Raw genomic sequence first — 17,567 nt, forward strand, 5'->3', positions numbered from 1 at the left:
CTCAAGCCTCCGAAGGCCTGGTCTGTTGCGGCACCGTCGTCTGCTTCTGCAGCCGCATCGACGCAACGTACACGACGGTCGAGATGGCGATGCCCGCGAACCATGCGTAGGTGTAGATCGTCTTGAAGACTTCGGGCACGGTCGGAAAGACGCTCGGCAGCGCCGCATTGAGGAACCCGGGGAGATTGGGCAGGACACCGGCGATGAACGCTGCGATTGCAGCAAGGTTCCACCCGTTCCTGTACCGGTACTCGCCATGATCGCTGTACAGGTCGTTCACTTGCAGCTGCGTGCGGCGGACGATGTAGTAGTCGGCAATCAGGATGCCGGCGATCGGCCCGAGCAGCGCGGAGTAGCCGATCAGCCACGTGAAGATGTAGCCCTGCGTGGATTCGAGCAGCTTCCACGGCATCATCGCGACCGCGATACCGGCCGTGATGTAGCCCCCCGTGCGGTACGAGATGGCCCGCGGATTCAACGCCGAGAAATCGTAGGCCGGGCCCACCAGGTTGGCCGCCAGGTTGACGCTGACGGTATCGACCAGCAGCACGATCAGCGCGATGAGCACGGCCGCGCCCGTCATGCGGCTGGCCAGGTCGACCGGGTCCCAGATCGCCTTGCCGTAGATCACGACCGTGGCGGAGGTGACGACCACCGCAAGGGCCGCGAGCAGCCCCATGGGAACGGGCAACCCGACCGCCTGCCCGACGATCTGGTCGCGCTGCGATTTCGCGAAGCGCGTGAAGTCGGGAATGTTCAGCGCAAGGGTGGCCCAGAAGCCCACCATGGCCGTCAGCGACGGCCAGAAGACCGCTGCGAACTGACCCGCCTTCTTGCCGCCTTCGACGAATTGCGAGGGCTGCTGCAGGATCGGGCCCAGGCCTCCGGCGCGGTTGAGCGCCCACGCCAGCAGCACGAAGCAGATGAGGATCTTCAGCGGCGCCGTGTACGTCTCGAGCTTGCGGATCGATTCGATGCCGTGAATGACGAAATAGAACTGGAGCGCCCAGAAGACAAGGAAGCTCGCCAGCTGGAAGAAGTTGATGCCCAGCCAGGCGATCTTCTCGCCTTCGAGCGGATGGCCGATCAGCACGCCGACCAGCGTGTAGATCATCATCCCGCCGAACCAGGTCTGGATACCGTACCAGCCGCATGCCACGAGCGCGCGCAGCAGCGCCGGTATGCGGGCGCCCCGGGTGCCGAACGAGGCACGCGCGAGCACCGCGTAGGGAATGCCGTACTTCACGCCCGCATGCCCGATCAGCAGCATCGGGATCAGCACGATGAAGTTTCCCAGGAAGACCGTGCCGACGGCCTCGGACCAGGACATGCCGGACTCGATCAAACCGGCGGCCAGGGTGTAGGCGGGAATGCACATCACCATGCCCACCCAGAGCGCGGCGAAGTGATACCAGCGCCAGGTGCGCTGCTCGGGCCGCGTGGGCGCCAGGTCGTCGTTCCAGAGTCTCGAGTGGGCTTGCAAAGGTTCGCTTGATTTCATGATTTTTCCTTTGAGAGAGTCACGTGGGGCTGGGAATTGAGCTTCTTCGATATGCCTACTATTTATCCGTATAAAACATATAAATAGGAGCATTACATAGCAAGTTCGATGCCCGAACAAGCCCGATCACCGGCCTATTGCGCATGTTTTTGACTCAATTGCATTCAATTGCATCGATTTATCATGGGCGATCAGCTCCGCTCGGGAGCTCCCCAAGGAACAGGGCATGCCCATTGGTCAACGCGCAAGAAAACGCCCCAAGCTCTCGGACCTCGTCGTCGAAGACGTGAAACGCTGGATCGTTACGGAGCGCAAGCAGCCGGGCGACCGGCTACCGAACGAGAAAGAGCTCGTCGAGCTTTTCGGCGTCTCGAAAAGCACCATGCGGGAGGGATTGAAGGCACTGGAAGTGCGCGGCCTGATCAAGACGCGCACAGGCCCGGCCGGCGGCGCCTATCTCCAGCAGGTCTCGCTGGATCACGCATCAGAGCCGCTGAGAAACTTCCTGCACTTCCACCACCTGGACGGGCATCACATCTACCAGCTGCGCAAGATCCTGGAGCCCGAACTCGCGGTCAGCGTCGTCGGCCGGCTCGACGCGAAGCAACTGGACCTGCTCGAGCAGACCATCCGCCTGTGCGAGCAGGAGCCTCGCAACGACATCGAGTTGCGTGCACAACGCGTCGCCGAGCTGGAGTTTCACAACCTGCTGGCGGACAAGTGTCCCAACGCCCTGCTCGCCTTCATGTGCCGCTTTCTCAACGACCTGCTGCGCGACCTCATGGTCTACAAGAATGCGTGGGAGCACCGCCACTTCGGCGAAGCCAACCTGGGCTTTCACACCAGGCTGCTGCAGGCCTTCCGCGATGAGGATGCCGACGCCGTGCACCGCCTGATGACCGAGCACATGGTCGATGCCGAAACGCACATGCACGAAATGGAAGTGCACGTCGGCGTGCAGCAGTTGCTGATGCCCGCGGGTCGGCGCCACGCGTGACTGGCCTGCCCAAATAGAAAGAGCCGCTCCCTTTCGGGAAGCGGCTCTTGCTTGTGAACCTGCGAAGGTCCGGATCAGAACGGAATGTCGTCGTCCATGTCGTCGAAGCCCGACGAAGACTTGGCCGGTGCCTGGCGCGGAGCCGGCGCCGCAGCGCGCGGAGCGGCTGCCGGCGCGCGCGGGGCGTAACCGCCGCCGCCGCCGCCACCACCACCGCCATTGCCGCCTTGCGAATAACCACCGCCGCCACCCTGCGAGTAGCCGCCGTCGTCCTCGGGACCGCCCGACGGGCCGCCCTGGCCCTGACGGCTACCGAGCATCTGCATCTGGTCGGCGCGGATCTCGGTGGTGTACTTTTCGATGCCGTCCTTGTCGGTCCACTTGCGCGTGCGCAGGCTTCCTTCGACATACACCTGCGAGCCCTTGCGCAGGTACTGGCCGGCGATTTCGGCCAGGCGGCCGTTGAAGACGATGCGATGCCACTCGGTGGCTTCGCGCATTTCGCCGCTTTGCTTGTCTTTCCAGCGATCGGTGGTGGCCACTGTTACGTTCGCGACCTGGTCGCCGCTCGGGAAGGTACGCATTTCGGGGTCGCGCCCCAGATTGCCGACGACGATGACTTTATTGACCGATGCCATATGCACTGCCCCTGATAAGTAGATGAAGGAGGAGGTTGAGAAGAACCCTCGATTGTGCCCCAAGGCGATCGGCCGCACTCCCGCCAGGTGCCAGAATGGGCCTCTCCGATGAACCGCGAACCAGACTTTTTCGAGCATCTGCGCGCCGAGCTGTCGAACGGCCGCGTCTGGCTCGACCGGGCGATCGTGCTGGGCTACGCCATCGCGGCCGGGCTGTTCGTGGTGGGCTTCACGCTGGCCAGCGACTGGGTCTTTGGCGAATTCCACCGCTTCTACGCCGCCTGGCCCTGGGCGGTGCTGCTGACAACACCGCTGCTCACGGCCGGCATCGTCTGGTTCACATTGCGCTTCTTCCCCGGCGCGGGCGGTTCGGGCATTCCGCAGATCAAGGCGGCCCTGAATCCGGCCCTGCCCGAAGAGCGGCGCTTCGTTTTTGCCTCGCTGCGGCTCACGGTCGCCAAGATCGGGCTGGGCGCGGCAGGCTTCGCGGCCGGCCTTTCGATCGGGCGAGAGGGGCCTTCGGTCCAGGTGGCGGCGGGGGTCATGCAGCATGCGCGCCGCTGGCTCTCGCCCAACACCACCATCGATGGGCGGGCGCTGCTGGTTGCCGGCGGTGCAGCGGGCATCGCGGCAGCCTTCAATGCGCCGCTGGCGGGCGTGGTCTTCGCCATCGAGGAGCTGTCGGGCCGGCTCGAGGCACGCTCCAGCGGCCTGATCATCACGGCCATCGTGCTGGCGGGCCTGGTGGCGGTGTCGGCCTTCGGCAATACCAGCTACTTCGGCGTGATCCGTGTACCCCGGCTGGGCTGGGACGTGCTCGGGCCCGGCCTGCTGGTCACCCTGCTGAGCGGCGCGGCCGGCGGGCTGTTCGCGCGGCTGCTGATCGCCTCGCTCACGGGCGCGGCGGGGCGCTTCAACCGCTGGCGGGCGCGCTTTCCGGTGCGGTTCGCGGCCTGCGGCGGGCTGGCCGTGGCCGTCATCGGGCTGGCGACGGGCGGCGTCACCTTCGGCGCGGGCTCCGAGGCGGTCAAGCAGATGCTGCAGGGCCACGACGAGCTCACGCCGCTCTACACCGTGCTCAAGTTCATCGCCACCTGGCTCACGGCCTGGTGCGGCGTGCCGGGCGGCATCTTCGCGCCGTCGCTGTCGATCGGCGCGGGCATCGGCGACGCGGTGGCCCGGCTGGCCAGCAGCGACCAGGGGCCGGCGCTCATCGCCATGGGCATGGCCGGCTTCCTGGCGGCGGTGACGCAGGCGCCGCTCACCGCCTTCATCATCGTGATGGAGATGGTCGACGGCCACTCGATGGTGCTGAGCCTGATGGCCGCGGCCATGCTGGCCAGCCTGGTCTCGCGGATGATCAGCCGCCCGCTCTACGACACGCTGGCCGAGCACATGGTCGGCCGGGCCATAAGCAGTACGGGCAGCACGGGCAGCGGGGGCAGCACCGGGCCGGTGCATCCGCCCAGGCCTGCAGAGCCCGGCCACTCGCCATGAAATGCGCGGCGGTCTATCATGTCCGGTTGCCCTCGGACGATCGCCCCCTTGAATTCAATATCCACTGAAGACACCGCAGCCGACGCCGAAAGCGCACGCGATGCGGAACGCGAACGCGCCACCTACCTCGGCGCAGTGCTCGCACAGCAGCGCATCAGCATCCGCGGCGCGCGCACCCACAACCTGAAGAACGTCGATCTCGACATCCCGCGCAACAAGCTGGTGGTGATCACCGGCCTGTCGGGCTCGGGCAAGTCGAGCCTGGCCTTCGACACGCTGTATGCCGAAGGGCAGCGGCGCTACGTCGAGAGCCTGTCGGCCTATGCGCGGCAGTTCCTGCAGCTCATGGACAAGCCCGACGTCGACGTGATCGAGGGCCTGTCGCCCGCCATCAGCATCGAGCAGAAGGCCACCAGCCACAACCCGCGCTCCACCGTGGGCACGGTGACCGAGATCCACGACTACCTGCGCCTGCTGTACGCCCGCGCCGGCACGCCCTACTGCCCCGACCACCACCTGCCATTGCAAGCGCAGACGGTCTCGCAGATGGTCGATGCCACGCTGGCATTGCCCGGCGAGCCGCGCCTGATGATCCTGGCGCCCGTGGCGCGTGAGAAGAAGGGCGAGTTCCTCGAACTCTTCGCCGAGATGCAGGCGGCCGGCTACGTGCGCTTTCGCGTGGACGGGCAGACCTACGAATACAACGACCTGCCCAAGCTCAAGAAGACCGAGAAGCACGACATCGACGTGGTCATCGATCGCCTGCGCGCGCGCGCCGATATGCAGCAGCGGCTGGCCGAGAGCTTCGAGGCCGCGCTGCGCCTGGCCGAAGGCCGTGCCATTGCGCTCGAGCTGGGCGCCGAGGGTGCGGCTGATAAAGAGCACCTGTTCAACGCCAAGTTCGCCTGCCCGATCTGCCACTACTCGCTGTCGGAGCTGGAGCCGCGCCTCTTCTCGTTCAACTCGCCCGTGGGCGCCTGCCCCAGCTGCGACGGCCTCGGCCACCGCGAGGTGTTCGATCCGGCGCGCGTGGTGGCCTTTCCTTCGCTGTCGCTGGCCAGCGGCGCCATCAAGGGCTGGGACCGCCGCAACGGCTACTACTTCAGCATGATCGAGAGCGTCGCGAAGCACTACAAGTTCGACGTCGACGTGCCCTTCGAGTCATTGCCGGCCTCGGTGCAGCAGGTGCTGCTGCACGGCTCTGCCGCCGAGGAGATCAAGTTCAACTACACCATGGAATCGGGCAACTTCGCGGGCAAGAAGCTCACGAAGAAGCATCCCTTCGAGGGGATCATCCCGAACATGGCGCGGCGCTACCGCGAGACCGATTCGGTGATGGTGCGCGAAGACCTCGCGCGCTTTCGCAATCTGCAGCCCTGCCCCGACTGCGGTGGCTCGCGGCTGCGGCCCGAGGCGCGCAACGTGTTCCTCGTCGACGAATCGAACCGCCCGGCCGACAGCGGCGAACCGCCGCGCATGGCGATCTTCGAGCTCAGCCGCCTCACGCTGCGCGATTCGCTCGCCTGGTTCCACACGCTCACGCTGCGCGGCGCCAAGGCCGACATCGCCGACAAGGTGGTGCGCGAGATCGGCCTGCGCCTGAAATTCCTGAACGACGTGGGCCTGAACTACCTGAGCCTGGACCGCAGCGCCGAGACGCTCTCGGGCGGCGAGGCGCAGCGCATCCGGCTCGCGTCGCAGATCGGCTCGGGCCTCACAGGCGTGATGTACGTGCTCGACGAGCCCAGCATCGGCCTGCACCAGCGCGACAACGACCGGCTCATCGGCACGCTGAAGCATCTGCGCGACATCGGCAACAGCGTGATCGTGGTCGAGCACGACGAGGACATGATCCACGCCGCCGACCACGTGATCGACATGGGCCCCGGCGCGGGCGTGCACGGCGGGCGCGTGATGGCGCAGGGCACGTATGCCGAGGTTTCATCCAACCCCGACTCGCTCACCGGCCAGTACCTGTCGGGCACGCGCAAGATCGAAGTGCCGAAGCACCGCACCGCATGGCTGCCCGTGGTGAGCAAGCCTGCATTCAACGAAGGCAAGAAGGCCTCGCGCTTTCCGCCGAGCCCCGCGGCCGAACGCCGCGCCGCACGCGAGGCTGCTCACCTGGCCACGCAGACCGACCTGCAGGAAATTCGCGTCGTCGGCGCCACCGGCAACAACCTGAAGAACGTGAGCGTCGCCTTCCCGGTCGGCCTGCTGACCTGCGTGACGGGCGTCTCGGGCTCGGGCAAGTCGACGCTGGTGAACGACACGCTCTACACCGCCGTTGCGCGCACGCTGTACCGCGCGCACGAAGAACCGGCTGCGCACGAATCGGTCGAGGGCATCGAGTATTTCGACAAGGTCATCAACGTCGACCAGAGCCCCATCGGCCGCACGCCGCGCAGCAACCCGGCCACCTACACGGGCCTGTTCACGCCCATCCGCGAGCTGATGGCCGAGACCAACACCGCGCGCGAGCGCGGCTACGGCCCGGGCCGCTTCAGCTTCAACGTGGCGGGCGGGCGCTGCGAGGCCTGCCAGGGCGACGGCGTGGTGAAGGTCGAGATGCACTTCCTGCCTGACGTGTACGTGCCCTGCGAGGTCTGCCACGGCCAGCGCTACAACCGCGAGACGCTCGAAGTGCTCTACAAGGGCAAGAACATCGCGCAGATCCTCGAGATGACGGTCGAGACCGCGCACGAGTTCCTGAAGGCCGTGCCGACCATCGAGCGCAAGCTGCGCACGCTGCTCGACGTGGGCCTGAGCTACATCAAGCTCGGCCAGTCGGCCACCACGCTGTCGGGCGGCGAGGCGCAGCGCGTGAAGCTGGCGCTGGAGCTCAGCAAGCGCGACACCGGCCGCACGCTCTACATCCTCGACGAGCCGACCACCGGCCTGCACTTCGCAGACATCGAGCTGCTGCTGAAGGTGCTGCACCAGCTGCGCGACGCGGGCAACACCATCGTCGTGATCGAGCACAACCTCGACGTCATCAAGACGGCCGACTGGCTGATCGACATGGGCCCTGAAGGCGGCGCCGGCGGCGGCATGGTGGTGGGCGAAGGCACGCCGGAAGACATCGCGGCGAACGAGGCGAGCCACACGGGGCGGTATCTGAAGCGGCTGCTGTAGCCGCTTCTCGTCATCGCCCTCAGGTCGTCGTCTGCACATGCAGGCGGCTGGTCTTGCAGCGGTGGAGCGCACGGTAGTGTTCCAGCGGCCGGCCATTGGCACCGTAGGCGATCGATTCGATGCGCAGCAGCGGCTCGGGCTGCGGCAGGTTGAGCAGCTGGCAGGTCTCGGCGTCTGGCAGCACCGCATCGATCCAGCGTTCGGCGCGCACCAGGCGCAGGCCGTACTGGCGGCGCAGCACGTCGTACAGCGAGCGGTCGTCCAGGCGCGTGCGGTGCAGGCCCGGCGCAAGGTCGGCGGGCACCACGGTTTCGACCAGCAGGCGCAACTCGCCGTCCACGCTGCGCAGGCGCTTCAGCGCGACCACCTGCGTGTCATCACTCAACCCAAGTGACGCGGCTTCCTGCTCGGTGGGCGCGCGCAGTTCCTGCGTGAGGATCTGCGTGCGAACCGAGCGGCCCTTGCGCTCCATCTCGTCGGAAAAGCCGAGCACGGTCGAGACGAAATCCTCGTCGCGCTCGCGTGCCGAGACGAAGGCACCGCGTCCCTTGATCTTGTAGATGAGGTTGTTGCGCACCAGGTCGGCCAGCGCCTCGCGCACCACGATGCGCGAGATGCCGAACTGCTCGCCGAGCTCGGCTTCGGACGGCAGCTTGGCGCCGATGGGCAGCGCGCCCTGCAGGATCTGCAGTCGAAGCGCATCGCGGAACTGGGCCCACAGGGGCGACTCGGAGTCGCGGTCGAGCACGGTCGAAGTTTCGGTCGAAGAGTTCACGTTGAGGGCTGGCCCAAGGCCTGAGGAGTCATCAATGATGCATCGAAAGACGGCGGCGCATCGGCCACCACCGGCGAAAGCCGCACGCCGTGGCGCTCGCGCAGGGCGGCGGAGCAGGCTTGCAGTTCGTGGTGTGCCTGCGCTGCGTCCCAGCCGAGCGCTTCGGCTGCAATGCCAGCCATCTCGGCCAGCGCAGCATCGGTGACGAGCCCGCGAATCGCCAGCAGCGTGCGGCGGATCACGAGGTCGTCGAGATGGACCACGCCGGTTTCGAGGCAAAGGTACGAGAGTTCGGCGACGGAGTAGTCGGGCGCGTGCTGCAGCGGCACGTCGCCCGAGGCACCGAGGCGCTGCGCCAGCGGCAGCGCCTTCGATCCGTAGCGGCGCAGCAGCACCTGTGCGCGCGTGCGGCCCAGGCCGGAGGTGGCAACCATGCGATCGACGAAGCGCTCCGTCGCCTGTGCATCGGCAGGCAGCTCCGCACCGCCGCCGATGGGCAGCAGTTCGGTCGATGCGGTGCGCGGGCGGCCCAGCTGCTGCAGCACTTCGTTGGTGGCTTCTTCAGCAAGTGCGCGAAAGGTCGTCCACTTGCCGCCGACGAGGCCGACGATGGGAATGTCGCGCGTCGCATTGGGCGGGTCGAGTACCACCGAGTGGTCACGCGAGATCTGCCCCGGCTTGTCGGCGTCGGAGCGTGCGAGCGGCCGCACGCCGACATAGGTGTAGACCACGTCGCCGCGCCCGAAGGAGAGGTTCGGGAACACCTCGGCCAGCACGTCGAGCAGGTAGTCGACCTCTTCGGGCTCCGTGCCGATCTGGTCGGGGTCGTCCACCGGAATGTCGGTGGAGCCCACCAGTACGCGGTCGAGAAAGGGATAGACGATGCACACGCGCCCGTCCACCGCCTCGAAGTAAGCCATGCGGCCTTCGAGCGCATCACGCAGCGCGGGGTGGTCGAGCACGAGGTGCGAGCCCTTCGTGCCCATCACGCGTGAGCCCGCGCCGCCGAGCACGGCCGTGCTTCGGTCGAGCCACGCACCGCTGGCATTCACCACGGTGTCGGCCGTCACGCGCACCAGCGCGCCGGTGATCTCGTCGCGCAGCGTGAGGATGTTGCCCGCGCAGCCCATCACTCGGCAGTAGTTGGCGGCGGCCGAGCGCGGCTGGTCGCGGCAGGCGTCGCCGATGAGTTCGAGGATCAACCATTCGGGGTGGCTGATCCACGCATCGAAGAAGGTGGCGGTCCAGCGCACCGCGGCGCGGAACAGGCTGCGGTCGTTCTGCGGCACGCGGCTGATGCGGTGGTTGGGCATCACGCGCTGGCGGCGGCCCAGCAGGTCGTAAAGACGCAGGCCCGCCGCCACGGCCAGCAGGCCGCGCGTGCGTTGCGGCGGCGTGCGGCCGAAGAACTTGAGCGCGCTGCTCATGAGGCCGCCGAAGAAGCTCGACAGCGGCACCACAGTCTTCAGCGGCTGCACCAGGTGCGGCGCGTTGCGCAGCAGCAGGTTGCGCTCGCGCGTGGCCTCGGCCACCAGCGAGAAGCTGCCGTTCTCCAGGTAGCGCAGGCCGCCGTGGATCATCCGCGAGGGCGCGCTGCTGGCACCCGCGCTGAAGTCGCCCTTGTCGACGATGAGGCAGTCGACGCGCTGCAGGCACAGGTCGCGAAACACGCCCACGCCGTTGATGCCGGCGCCGACGATCACTGTCGAGAAATGACGATCCGCCAGCGAAGCCGGACGCACGAAGGGCAGTTGCCAGGCGCTCATTTCGCAGCTCCCGACAGATGGGAAAACACAGGAGACATGGTGTCGATCAGTTCGTTGAAGCCGGCGTTGAAATCGGCATGGGCGCGTGCCTCGGCGGCATCGGGTTCGACCGTGTCGCAGGGCGCGAGCAAGGCGCTGCCCTGCGCGGCGTGGTCGATGCCTTGCGACATGGCAGCGTAGATGGCTGCGCCGCGCGCGCCGGTTTCGTCGTCGGCGCAGCGCTCGACCGGATGAGCCAGGAAGCCGGCAAGCAGGCGCACGAGGCGCGTGTCGCTCGCACCGCCGCCGAGCACGGTCGATGCGGACACGGGCAGGCCGCAGGCTGCAAGGCGCGCGGTGTGCCGCGCGTGCAGCGCGGCGACCGAATCGACCACCGCGCGCGCCATGTCGCCGCGCGTGTGGTGGCTCTTGAGCCCGACGAAGCCCGCCGTCACGCCGCCACCGCCGTTGACGAAAGGCAGGAAGCGCAGGCCGCCCGCACCCAGCGGCACCGACATCGCCAGGTCGACGACAGCGCGCGAATCGGGTAGCCCGAGCACGCCAGCCAGCCATGCGATGTTGGCCATCGACGACGGACTGTTCTCCATGTAGAGCCGCTTGTCCTCGCGGCCGAAGTTCACGACGGCGGCAACGTCGGGCTTGGGCTCGATCACCGGCCCGATCACCGCGTTCACGCACCAGGTGCCGAAGACCGACACCGCGCGGGCACGCCCTTCCGCGCAGATCGCGGTCATCGAGGCGAGCAGGTCGATGGCGCCCATCGCCACGGGGATGCCGGCGGGCAGGCCGCACAGCGCGGCTTCAGAAGGCCGCAGCTTGCCGACGACCTCGCCGCTCGGCACCAGCGGCCCGAAGACGTGCGGCCCGAGGTCCGCGATGGCCGATGCATCGAAGGCCGCCTGCGACCACGTGCCCGTTGCGATCGACACCAACCCGGCAGTGCTTGCATCGCTGGCATCGGTCGCGATCTCGCCTGTCAGCAGAAAGCCGAGATAGTCCTTCGCGAACAGCAGCCGGCGCACTGCCCCGCGCTGCACGGCATCGGTGCCCAGCAGCTCGGCCGCGATCACGGTGGGCTGCCCCGGCCACGGCCTGCAGCCGACATCCGCGAACAGAGTATCGCCATGGCCCAGTGAGAGCGAACGTGCACGCGCATCGGCGCGCTGGTCGGTCGACGCCACGGCCCGCCCGCCGACGAGTTCGTTGCGCGCATCGAGCGCATAGAGCCCCGCGCCGTGGCCCGTGCAGCCGATGGCGCGGACCTCGGCCACGCGGGCGCCGAGCTGGTGGGCGACGTCGCGCAGCACGTGGGTCAGGGCCGCGCGGATCGCCGTCGCGGCCACTTCGCATCCCCCTCCAGGCAGCCGGTCGTGCGGCAGTGGCATTCGGGACAGGGCGATGGAGCGGCCGCTCCCGGCTTCGAGGGCCAGGGCTTTCAGGCTGCTCGACCCCATGTCGATGCCGATCAGTATGTTTGGCTTCATGTCATAACAGCTTCGGCGGAATAAAAGCGCGTTGCCAGTAGCGTTTCCCCTAGTTATCCCGTCAAACGGGCAGCGCGTACATTCTAGCCTGTCATAACAACTGTCGTGACGCAGAGGATCAAAGCGCTGCCCTGAAAAGCAGCATTGCAAGCTGAGCCCACCCAACGTGAGGAGACAAAAAATGAGGCGTAATTTCCTGAAGTCCGCCGCGGCAGCCGGCATCGGCCTGGCCGGCGCCAGCGCATTCGCGCAGCAGCAGGCCGCGGCACCCGCCGCGGGCGGCGGACTGCGCGGCAACCCCAGCGACGTCTACGTGATGAACGTGATGGTGTCGGGGGTCGAGTACTGGTTTCCGGTCTACGAAATGATGAAGCAGCTCGGCCGCACGCTGGGCGTTCGCACCCGCTACACCGGCACGCCGGAGTACGACGTGAACAAGCAGCTCGCATCGTTCGAGCAGGAGCTGGCGCGCAAGCCCGCCGGCATCCTGCTGCACCCGATGAACCCCGACCCGTTCATCGAGCCCATCAATCGCGCGGCGGCGATGGGCATCCCGGTCGTCACCTTCGCGGCCGATTCGCCGAACTCCAAGCGCACCTCTTTCATCACGTCCGACAACGACCGCGAAGGCACGCAGGCCGCCGACGCCATCGCCGCATCGCTGGGCGGCAAGGGCGAATACGCCGTGCTGGAGAACCCGGGTCAGGACAACCACGACCGCCGCATCGCCGCCTTCGTGAACCGCATGAAGGCCAAGCACCCGGGCATGAAGCTGGTCGGCCGCGCCGCCAGCAACCAGGACCCGAACAAGGCCTACCAGGCGGTGCTGAGCCTGGCGCAAGCCAACCCGAACCTGGGTGCCCTCTTCATGCCCGAGGCCAACTCGGCGCTCGGCGCGGCGCAGGCCAAGGTCGAGACCAAGAAGAACATCAAGGTGATGTGCTGCGACGTGAACGCCAAGATCCTCGACATGATCAAGTCGGGCGACGTGTTCGGCGCCATCAACCCGAACCAGGGCATGCAGGGCTACATGGGCATGATGATGCTGTTCCTTGCGAAGAACCCGACACTCATCGACCCGATGAACGACGCCAAGCGCAACGGCACCAACCCGATGGCCGTGCCCTTCCTGGACAACGGGCTCGCGGTGGTCAGCAAGGCCAATGCCGACGACTTCTACTGGGACAAGTACCTCGCCCGCCGCGGCACCAAGGGAATCGGCGAGTGAACGCAGTGAGCGCATTGCTCGAACTGAAGGGGATCAGCAAGCGCTTCGGCGCTTCGCGTGCTCTCTCGGGCGTGGACTTCTCGCTGCACCGCGGCGAGATCCACGCCCTTTGCGGCGAGAACGGCGCGGGCAAGTCCACGCTGATGAACATCATCGACGGCATCCACCAGCCCGACGAAGGCACGATCTCGCTCGACGGCCAGCAGGTGGTCATCGACGGCCCGGCGCACGCCATGCGCCTGGGCATCGGCCTGGTGCACCAGGAGATCGCCCTGTGCGGCGACGCCACCGTGGCCGAGAACATCTTCATGCCGGAGATCAACGCCGGCAAAACAGCGTGGATGAACTACGCGAGCCTCAACGAGCGCGCCGCCAAGGTGCTGCAGCGGCTGGGGCAGGACATCGATCCTTCCGCGCTGGTGAAGGACCTGAGCATTTCCACGCAGCAGCTCATCGAGATCGCCAAGGCGCTCACGCTGAACTGCAAGGTGCTGATCCTCGACGAACCGACGGCCGCGCTGACCGACAACGAATCGGCCGCTCTCTTCAGGGTGCTGCACGACCTCAAGGCGCAGGGCATCGGCATCATCTACATCAGCCACCGCATGGCCGAGATCTTTGCGCACGGCGACCGCGTCACCGTGTTGCGCGACGGACGCGACGTACACAGCGGCCCGCTCGCCGAGCTGAACGCCGACGACCTGGTGCGCCGCATGGTCGGGCGCGACCTGGGCAACTACTACCCGCCGAAGCAGGAAGACAGCAGATCGAATGAACACGTGCTCGAAGTGAGCGACATCGCCGACGGCGAACGCGTGCACGGCGTGTCCTTCACGCTGAAGCGCGGCGAGATCCTCGGCATAGCGGGCCTCATGGGGGCCGGCCGCAGCGAGCTCGCCGAAACCGTGTGCGGCCTGCGCCCCGCGCGGCGCGGCACCGTGCGCCTGCGCGGCAAGCAGCTCACGATCCGCAAGTACAGCGACGCATTGCGCGAAGGCATCGCCTACCTCAGCGAAGACCGCAAGGCAGCCGGTGTGTACCTCGACCTGCCCATTGCGCAGAACATCGCATCGATGGCGCTCAAGCGCGTCAGTTCGCGCTTCGGCCTGCTTCAACGCTCGGCCGAACACAGGCTGGCCGTGGAGCTCGGCACCAAGCTCAAGCTGAAATCCGACGGGGTCGACATCGACGTGGCGAGCCTGTCGGGCGGCAACCAGCAGAAGGTGGCCATCGCCAAGCTGCTGGCCACCAACCCCTCGGTGCTGCTGATGGACGAGCCCACGCGCGGCGTGGACGTGGGCGCCAAGTCGGAGATCCATCACATCCTGCGCGAGCTGGCCAACCAGGGCGTGGGCGTGATCGTGATCTCTTCGGAGCTGCCCGAGATCATCGGGCTGTGCGACCGCGCGCTGGTGATACGCGACGGCCGGCTGGCCGGTGAAGTGCAAGACAACGAAATGACGGAAGAGGCGCTGCTGCGGCTGGCCTCCGGACTTTGCGAAGAGGAAACGACAGCATGAACTACCCGGCACAACTCGATGCGGGGGCCGCCCCAGGCCTCCAGCCGCGACCACAGACTGGAGGAGGAGGCCCCGTGAAACCCGCCAGCAAACTCGGCAGCATGCGCGAGATGGGCTTGCTGCTCATCATCGCGGCGCTGTGCGTGGGCATGAGCTTCGCGTCGCCCTACTTCCTCACGTGGGACAACGTGCGCGCGATGCTGCTGTCGTTCTCCATCGAGGGCATCGTGGTGGTGGGCATGACGATCCTGCTGATCGTCGGCGGTATCGACCTGTCGGTGGGCTCCGTCGTGTGCTTCGCGATGGTGGTCACGGGCAAGCTCTTCCTCATGGGCTTCGACCCGTGGACGGCGGGGCTGGTGGCCATCGGCGCGAGCGCGCTGATCGGCGCGATGATCGGCGGCTGCGTCACGCGCATCGGGCTGAACCACTTCATCGCCTCGCTGGCCTTCATGGTGATCGTGCGCGGCCTGTGCCTGGCGCTCACGCAGGGCACGCCGCAGTCGCTGTTCTCGCTGCCGGCCGAGTTCAAGTTCATCGGCCAGGGCACTCTCTTCGGCATTCCGGCCGTGATCCTGATCTTCCTGGCGATCGTGGTGGCAAGCGACTTCGTGCTGCGCCGCTCCACCCTGCTGCGCCGCGTGTTCTACACGGGCAGCAACGAGAAGGCCGCGCTGTACTCGGGCATTCGCGTGGGCAACGTGAAATTCTGGGTCACGGTGCTGTGCTCGGCCTCGGCCGGCCTGGCCGGCGTGATCTACACGGCCCGCTTCGGCGCCGCCACGCCCACCTTCGGCATGGGCATGGAGCTCAACGTGATCGCCGCCGCGGTGATCGGCGGCGCCAGCCTCAAGGGCGGCTCGGGCACGGTGCTGGGCGCGGTGCTGGGCCTGGCGCTGCTGTCGGTGGTGACCAGTTCGCTGATCCTGCTCGACGTGTCGCCTTACTGGCAGGACGTGATCAAGGGCCTCATCCTGCTCGCGGCCGTGACCATCGACCACCTCATGAACACGAGAAAGACCAAGCGATGAACAACGCATCGATGAAGAAGACCACGCTCGGCCCCTCGGGCATCGAATGCTCGGCCATCGGCCTGGGCACCTGGGCCATGGGCGGTTGGATGTGGGGCGGCGGCGACAACGCGGCCGCCGTGCTGGCCATACAGGCTTCGCTAGACGCGGGCGTGAACCTGATCGACACCGCGCCGGCCTACGGCCTCGGGCGCTCCGAGAGCATCGTCGGCACCGCGCTCAAAGGCCGCCGCCACGAAGCCGTGATCGCCACCAAATGCGGGCTGGTGTGGCACACGCAAAAGGGAACGCACTTCTTTGAAGAAGACGGCCACCCGGTGTACCGCTACCTCGGACGCGAGTCGATCATCCACGAGGCGGAAGAAAGCCTGAAGCGCCTGCAGACCGACTACATCGACCTCTACATCACGCACTGGCAGGACAGCACCACGCCGGTCGAGGAGACGATGAGCACGCTGCTCGAACTCAAGAAGCAGGGAAAGATCCGCGCCATCGGCGTGAGCAACGTGAGCCCCGAGACGCTCGCCGAGTACCTGCGCTATGGCCCGGTCGACGCGGCGCAGGAGCGCTACAGCCTGATCGACCGCGAGATCGAGCAGACGCTGGTGCCGCTGTGCAGCGAGAACAACGTGGCGGTGCTGGGCTATTCGTCTCTGGCGCTCGGCCTGCTCGCCGGCCCCATCGACCCCGAGCGCAAGTTCAACGGCGACGACCAGCGCGCGAGCAACCCGCGCTTCAGCGCCGGGAACCGCGGAAAGCTCAAGGCCTTCTTCGAAGAGATCGAACCGCTGCGCAAGCAGCTCGAATGCTCGTTCGGCCAACTGATGATCGCGTGGACGTTGGCACGCGGCAGCGTCTCGGTGGCGCTGTGCGGCGCGCGTGTCAGCAAGCAGGCCATCGAGAACGCGGGCGCCGGCTCGGTGCACCTGCGCGACGACGCGCTGCAGCTCATCGACACGGCGGCCAGCAGGCATCTGCTCGCGCTGGCCTGACTCACCTTTTCTGTCCCACAACCAAACAAGCAAGGATTTCTTTCGTATGTCGAAGGACAAGACCGCACGCCTGAACCGGCTGCTGAACAACGGGCGCTGCCTGGACATCGCGCTCGACCACGGCGTGTGCAACGAGCCCTCGTTCCTCAACGGGCTCGAAGACATGCCGGCGGTGATCGACAAGCTGGTCGCCGCCGGCCCCGACGCGATCCAGCTCAACTACGGCCAGGCCGACCTGCTGCAGGACCGCCCCGGCCGTGACAAGCCCGCGCTCGTGCAGCGCATCGACATGGGCAACCCCTACAACGCCACCGCGCACCGCGTGATGTGGGCCGTGCTGCAGAACGAGCATGACCCGGTGCTGCCGGCCGTGCAGCGCGACGCCGCCTGCGTGGTCGTCAACCTGTTCATGCTGCCGGACGAGCCCGACCTGTTCCGCCAGTGCGTGCAGAACATCGCGCGCGTGCGCGCCGACTGCGACCGCTACGGCATGCCGCTGATGATCGAGCCGCTGGTGATGCAGTCGCCCACGCCCGGCAGCCGCTACATGGTCGACGGCGACGCCGAGAAGATCGTCACGCTGGTGCGCCTGGCGCGCGAGATGGGCGCCGACATCGTCAAGGCCGACCCGACCAGCGACCCGGCCGACTTCCACCGCGTGGTACAGGCCGCGCGCTGCCCCGTGCTCGTGCGCGGCGGCGGGCGCGAAGACCTGCAGCAGGTGTTCGCGCGCTCGCGCGTGCTGATGGACGAAGGCGCCGTCGGCATGGTGTACGGACGCAATGTGTACCAGCACGCCAATCCGTCGGCGGTGGTCGATGCGCTGATGGCCATGATCCACCGCGGCGCGAGCGCCAAGGAGGCGTGGGACATCTATGAATCGGGCGGCGTGAGATGAGCTGACGCCACCCGATCAAGGAGAGAGCGAGAGAGGGAAGAAGAGGAAGCAAAGGCTGTACGGCGGGCGACGCATGCGTCGCCCGCCGGGGTGCGTCCTGCGCGC

13 protein-coding genes are annotated in these 17,567 nt (G+C 67.0%); 8 read left to right on the forward strand and 5 right to left on the reverse strand.

Going from position 1 to position 17,567, the window contains the following annotated elements; translation table 11 throughout:
- Position 1: 1 nt before the first annotated feature.
- Positions 2-1,501, reverse strand: a complete 1,500-nt coding sequence (locus BLW48_RS13320; protein ID WP_093175342.1) for an NCS1 family nucleobase:cation symporter-1 — start codon at positions 1,499-1,501, stop codon at positions 2-4.
- 226 nt (positions 1,502-1,727) lie between these two features.
- Between BLW48_RS13320 and BLW48_RS13325 the strand changes: the two genes are divergently transcribed.
- A complete protein-coding gene (locus BLW48_RS13325; protein WP_093175345.1) occupies positions 1,728-2,498 on the forward strand; it encodes a FadR/GntR family transcriptional regulator in 771 nt (256 codons plus the stop codon).
- Between the two features lie 74 nt (positions 2,499-2,572).
- On the opposite strand, the gene ssb is transcribed toward BLW48_RS13325, so the two are convergent.
- The gene (gene ssb, locus BLW48_RS13330) at positions 2,573-3,136 is read right to left on the reverse strand and encodes a single-stranded DNA-binding protein (RefSeq protein WP_093175347.1); all 564 of its coding nucleotides are present in this window, start codon (positions 3,134-3,136) and stop codon (positions 2,573-2,575) included.
- 108 nt (positions 3,137-3,244) lie between these two features.
- Between ssb and BLW48_RS13335 the strand changes: the two genes are divergently transcribed.
- Positions 3,245-4,633 carry a chloride channel protein gene (locus BLW48_RS13335; RefSeq protein WP_256330771.1) on the forward strand — a complete coding sequence of 463 codons (1,389 nt, stop codon included), beginning with the start codon at positions 3,245-3,247 and terminating at the stop codon, positions 4,631-4,633.
- An 18-nt stretch (positions 4,634-4,651) separates the two neighbouring features.
- Positions 4,652-7,768, forward strand: coding sequence for an excinuclease ABC subunit UvrA (gene uvrA, locus BLW48_RS13340; protein WP_093175350.1), 3,117 nt, complete (start codon positions 4,652-4,654; stop codon positions 7,766-7,768).
- A 19-nt stretch (positions 7,769-7,787) separates the two neighbouring features.
- Here the strand turns inward: uvrA and BLW48_RS13345 are convergent, their stop codons facing one another.
- From BLW48_RS13345 to BLW48_RS13355, 3 genes are read right to left on the reverse strand one after another with little or no spacing between them, the layout of a single operon-like run.
- The gene (locus BLW48_RS13345) at positions 7,788-8,543 is read right to left on the reverse strand and encodes a GntR family transcriptional regulator (RefSeq protein ID WP_093053825.1); all 756 of its coding nucleotides are present in this window, start codon (positions 8,541-8,543) and stop codon (positions 7,788-7,790) included.
- Positions 8,540-10,309 carry a glycerol-3-phosphate dehydrogenase/oxidase gene (locus BLW48_RS13350; protein ID WP_093076864.1) on the reverse strand — a complete coding sequence of 590 codons (1,770 nt, stop codon included), beginning with the start codon at positions 10,307-10,309 and terminating at the stop codon, positions 8,540-8,542. The genes BLW48_RS13345 and BLW48_RS13350 overlap by 4 nt, the downstream gene beginning before the upstream one ends.
- The gene (locus BLW48_RS13355) at positions 10,306-11,793 is read right to left on the reverse strand and encodes an FGGY family carbohydrate kinase (protein ID WP_093175352.1); all 1,488 of its coding nucleotides are present in this window, start codon (positions 11,791-11,793) and stop codon (positions 10,306-10,308) included. Before BLW48_RS13355 ends, BLW48_RS13350 begins: the two co-directional genes overlap by 4 nt.
- A gap of 181 nt (positions 11,794-11,974) precedes the next feature.
- On the opposite strand from BLW48_RS13355, the gene BLW48_RS13360 reads away from it, so the two are divergent.
- From BLW48_RS13360 to BLW48_RS13380, 5 genes are read left to right on the forward strand one after another with little or no spacing between them, the layout of a single operon-like run.
- Positions 11,975-13,021: a substrate-binding domain-containing protein gene (locus BLW48_RS13360; RefSeq protein ID WP_093076861.1), complete on the forward strand. Its 1,047-nt coding sequence runs from the start codon at positions 11,975-11,977 to the stop codon at positions 13,019-13,021.
- On the forward strand, positions 13,018-14,541 hold the full coding sequence (locus tag BLW48_RS13365; protein WP_093175354.1) for a sugar ABC transporter ATP-binding protein: 1,524 nt from the start codon (positions 13,018-13,020) through the stop codon (positions 14,539-14,541). The genes BLW48_RS13360 and BLW48_RS13365 overlap by 4 nt, the downstream gene beginning before the upstream one ends.
- Positions 14,538-15,572 (forward strand): ABC transporter permease, encoded by a 1,035-nt coding sequence (locus BLW48_RS13370; protein ID WP_093053814.1) that lies wholly within the window; start codon positions 14,538-14,540, stop codon positions 15,570-15,572. Before BLW48_RS13365 ends, BLW48_RS13370 begins: the two co-directional genes overlap by 4 nt.
- An 11-nt stretch (positions 15,573-15,583) precedes the next feature.
- Complete coding sequence (locus tag BLW48_RS13375; protein ID WP_093077166.1) at positions 15,584-16,564, forward strand: aldo/keto reductase; 981 nt, start codon at positions 15,584-15,586, stop codon at positions 16,562-16,564.
- 46 nt (positions 16,565-16,610) lie between these two features.
- Positions 16,611-17,462, forward strand: coding sequence for a class I fructose-bisphosphate aldolase (locus BLW48_RS13380; protein WP_093076858.1), 852 nt, complete (start codon positions 16,611-16,613; stop codon positions 17,460-17,462).
- Positions 17,463-17,567: the final 105 nt, after the last annotated feature.

Source organism: Variovorax sp. YR266 (genome assembly GCF_900107295.1).
Lineage (GTDB): Bacteria > Pseudomonadota > Gammaproteobacteria > Burkholderiales > Burkholderiaceae_C > Variovorax.

Excerpts from the sequence above, each read along its gene's own strand:
- BLW48_RS13320 (WP_093175342.1), bottom strand. The coding sequence starts at position 1,501 with ATGAAATCAAGCGAACCTTTGCAAGCCCACTCGAGACTCTGGAACGAC.
- BLW48_RS13355 (WP_093175352.1), bottom strand. The coding sequence starts at position 11,793 with ATGAAGCCAAACATACTGATCGGCATCGACATGGGGTCGAGCAGCCTG.
- BLW48_RS13380 (WP_093076858.1), top strand. The coding sequence starts at position 16,611 with ATGTCGAAGGACAAGACCGCACGCCTGAACCGGCTGCTGAACAACGGG.
- BLW48_RS13335 (WP_256330771.1), top strand. The coding sequence starts at position 3,245 with ATGAACCGCGAACCAGACTTTTTCGAGCATCTGCGCGCCGAGCTGTCG.
- ssb (WP_093175347.1), bottom strand. The coding sequence starts at position 3,136 with ATGGCATCGGTCAATAAAGTCATCGTCGTCGGCAATCTGGGGCGCGAC.
- BLW48_RS13325 (WP_093175345.1), top strand. The coding sequence starts at position 1,728 with ATGCCCATTGGTCAACGCGCAAGAAAACGCCCCAAGCTCTCGGACCTC.
- BLW48_RS13375 (WP_093077166.1), top strand. The coding sequence starts at position 15,584 with ATGAAGAAGACCACGCTCGGCCCCTCGGGCATCGAATGCTCGGCCATC.
- BLW48_RS13350 (WP_093076864.1), bottom strand. The coding sequence starts at position 10,309 with ATGAGCGCCTGGCAACTGCCCTTCGTGCGTCCGGCTTCGCTGGCGGAT.
- uvrA (WP_093175350.1), top strand. The coding sequence starts at position 4,652 with ATGTCCGGTTGCCCTCGGACGATCGCCCCCTTGAATTCAATATCCACT.
- BLW48_RS13370 (WP_093053814.1), top strand. The coding sequence starts at position 14,538 with ATGAACTACCCGGCACAACTCGATGCGGGGGCCGCCCCAGGCCTCCAG.
- BLW48_RS13360 (WP_093076861.1), top strand. The coding sequence starts at position 11,975 with ATGAGGCGTAATTTCCTGAAGTCCGCCGCGGCAGCCGGCATCGGCCTG.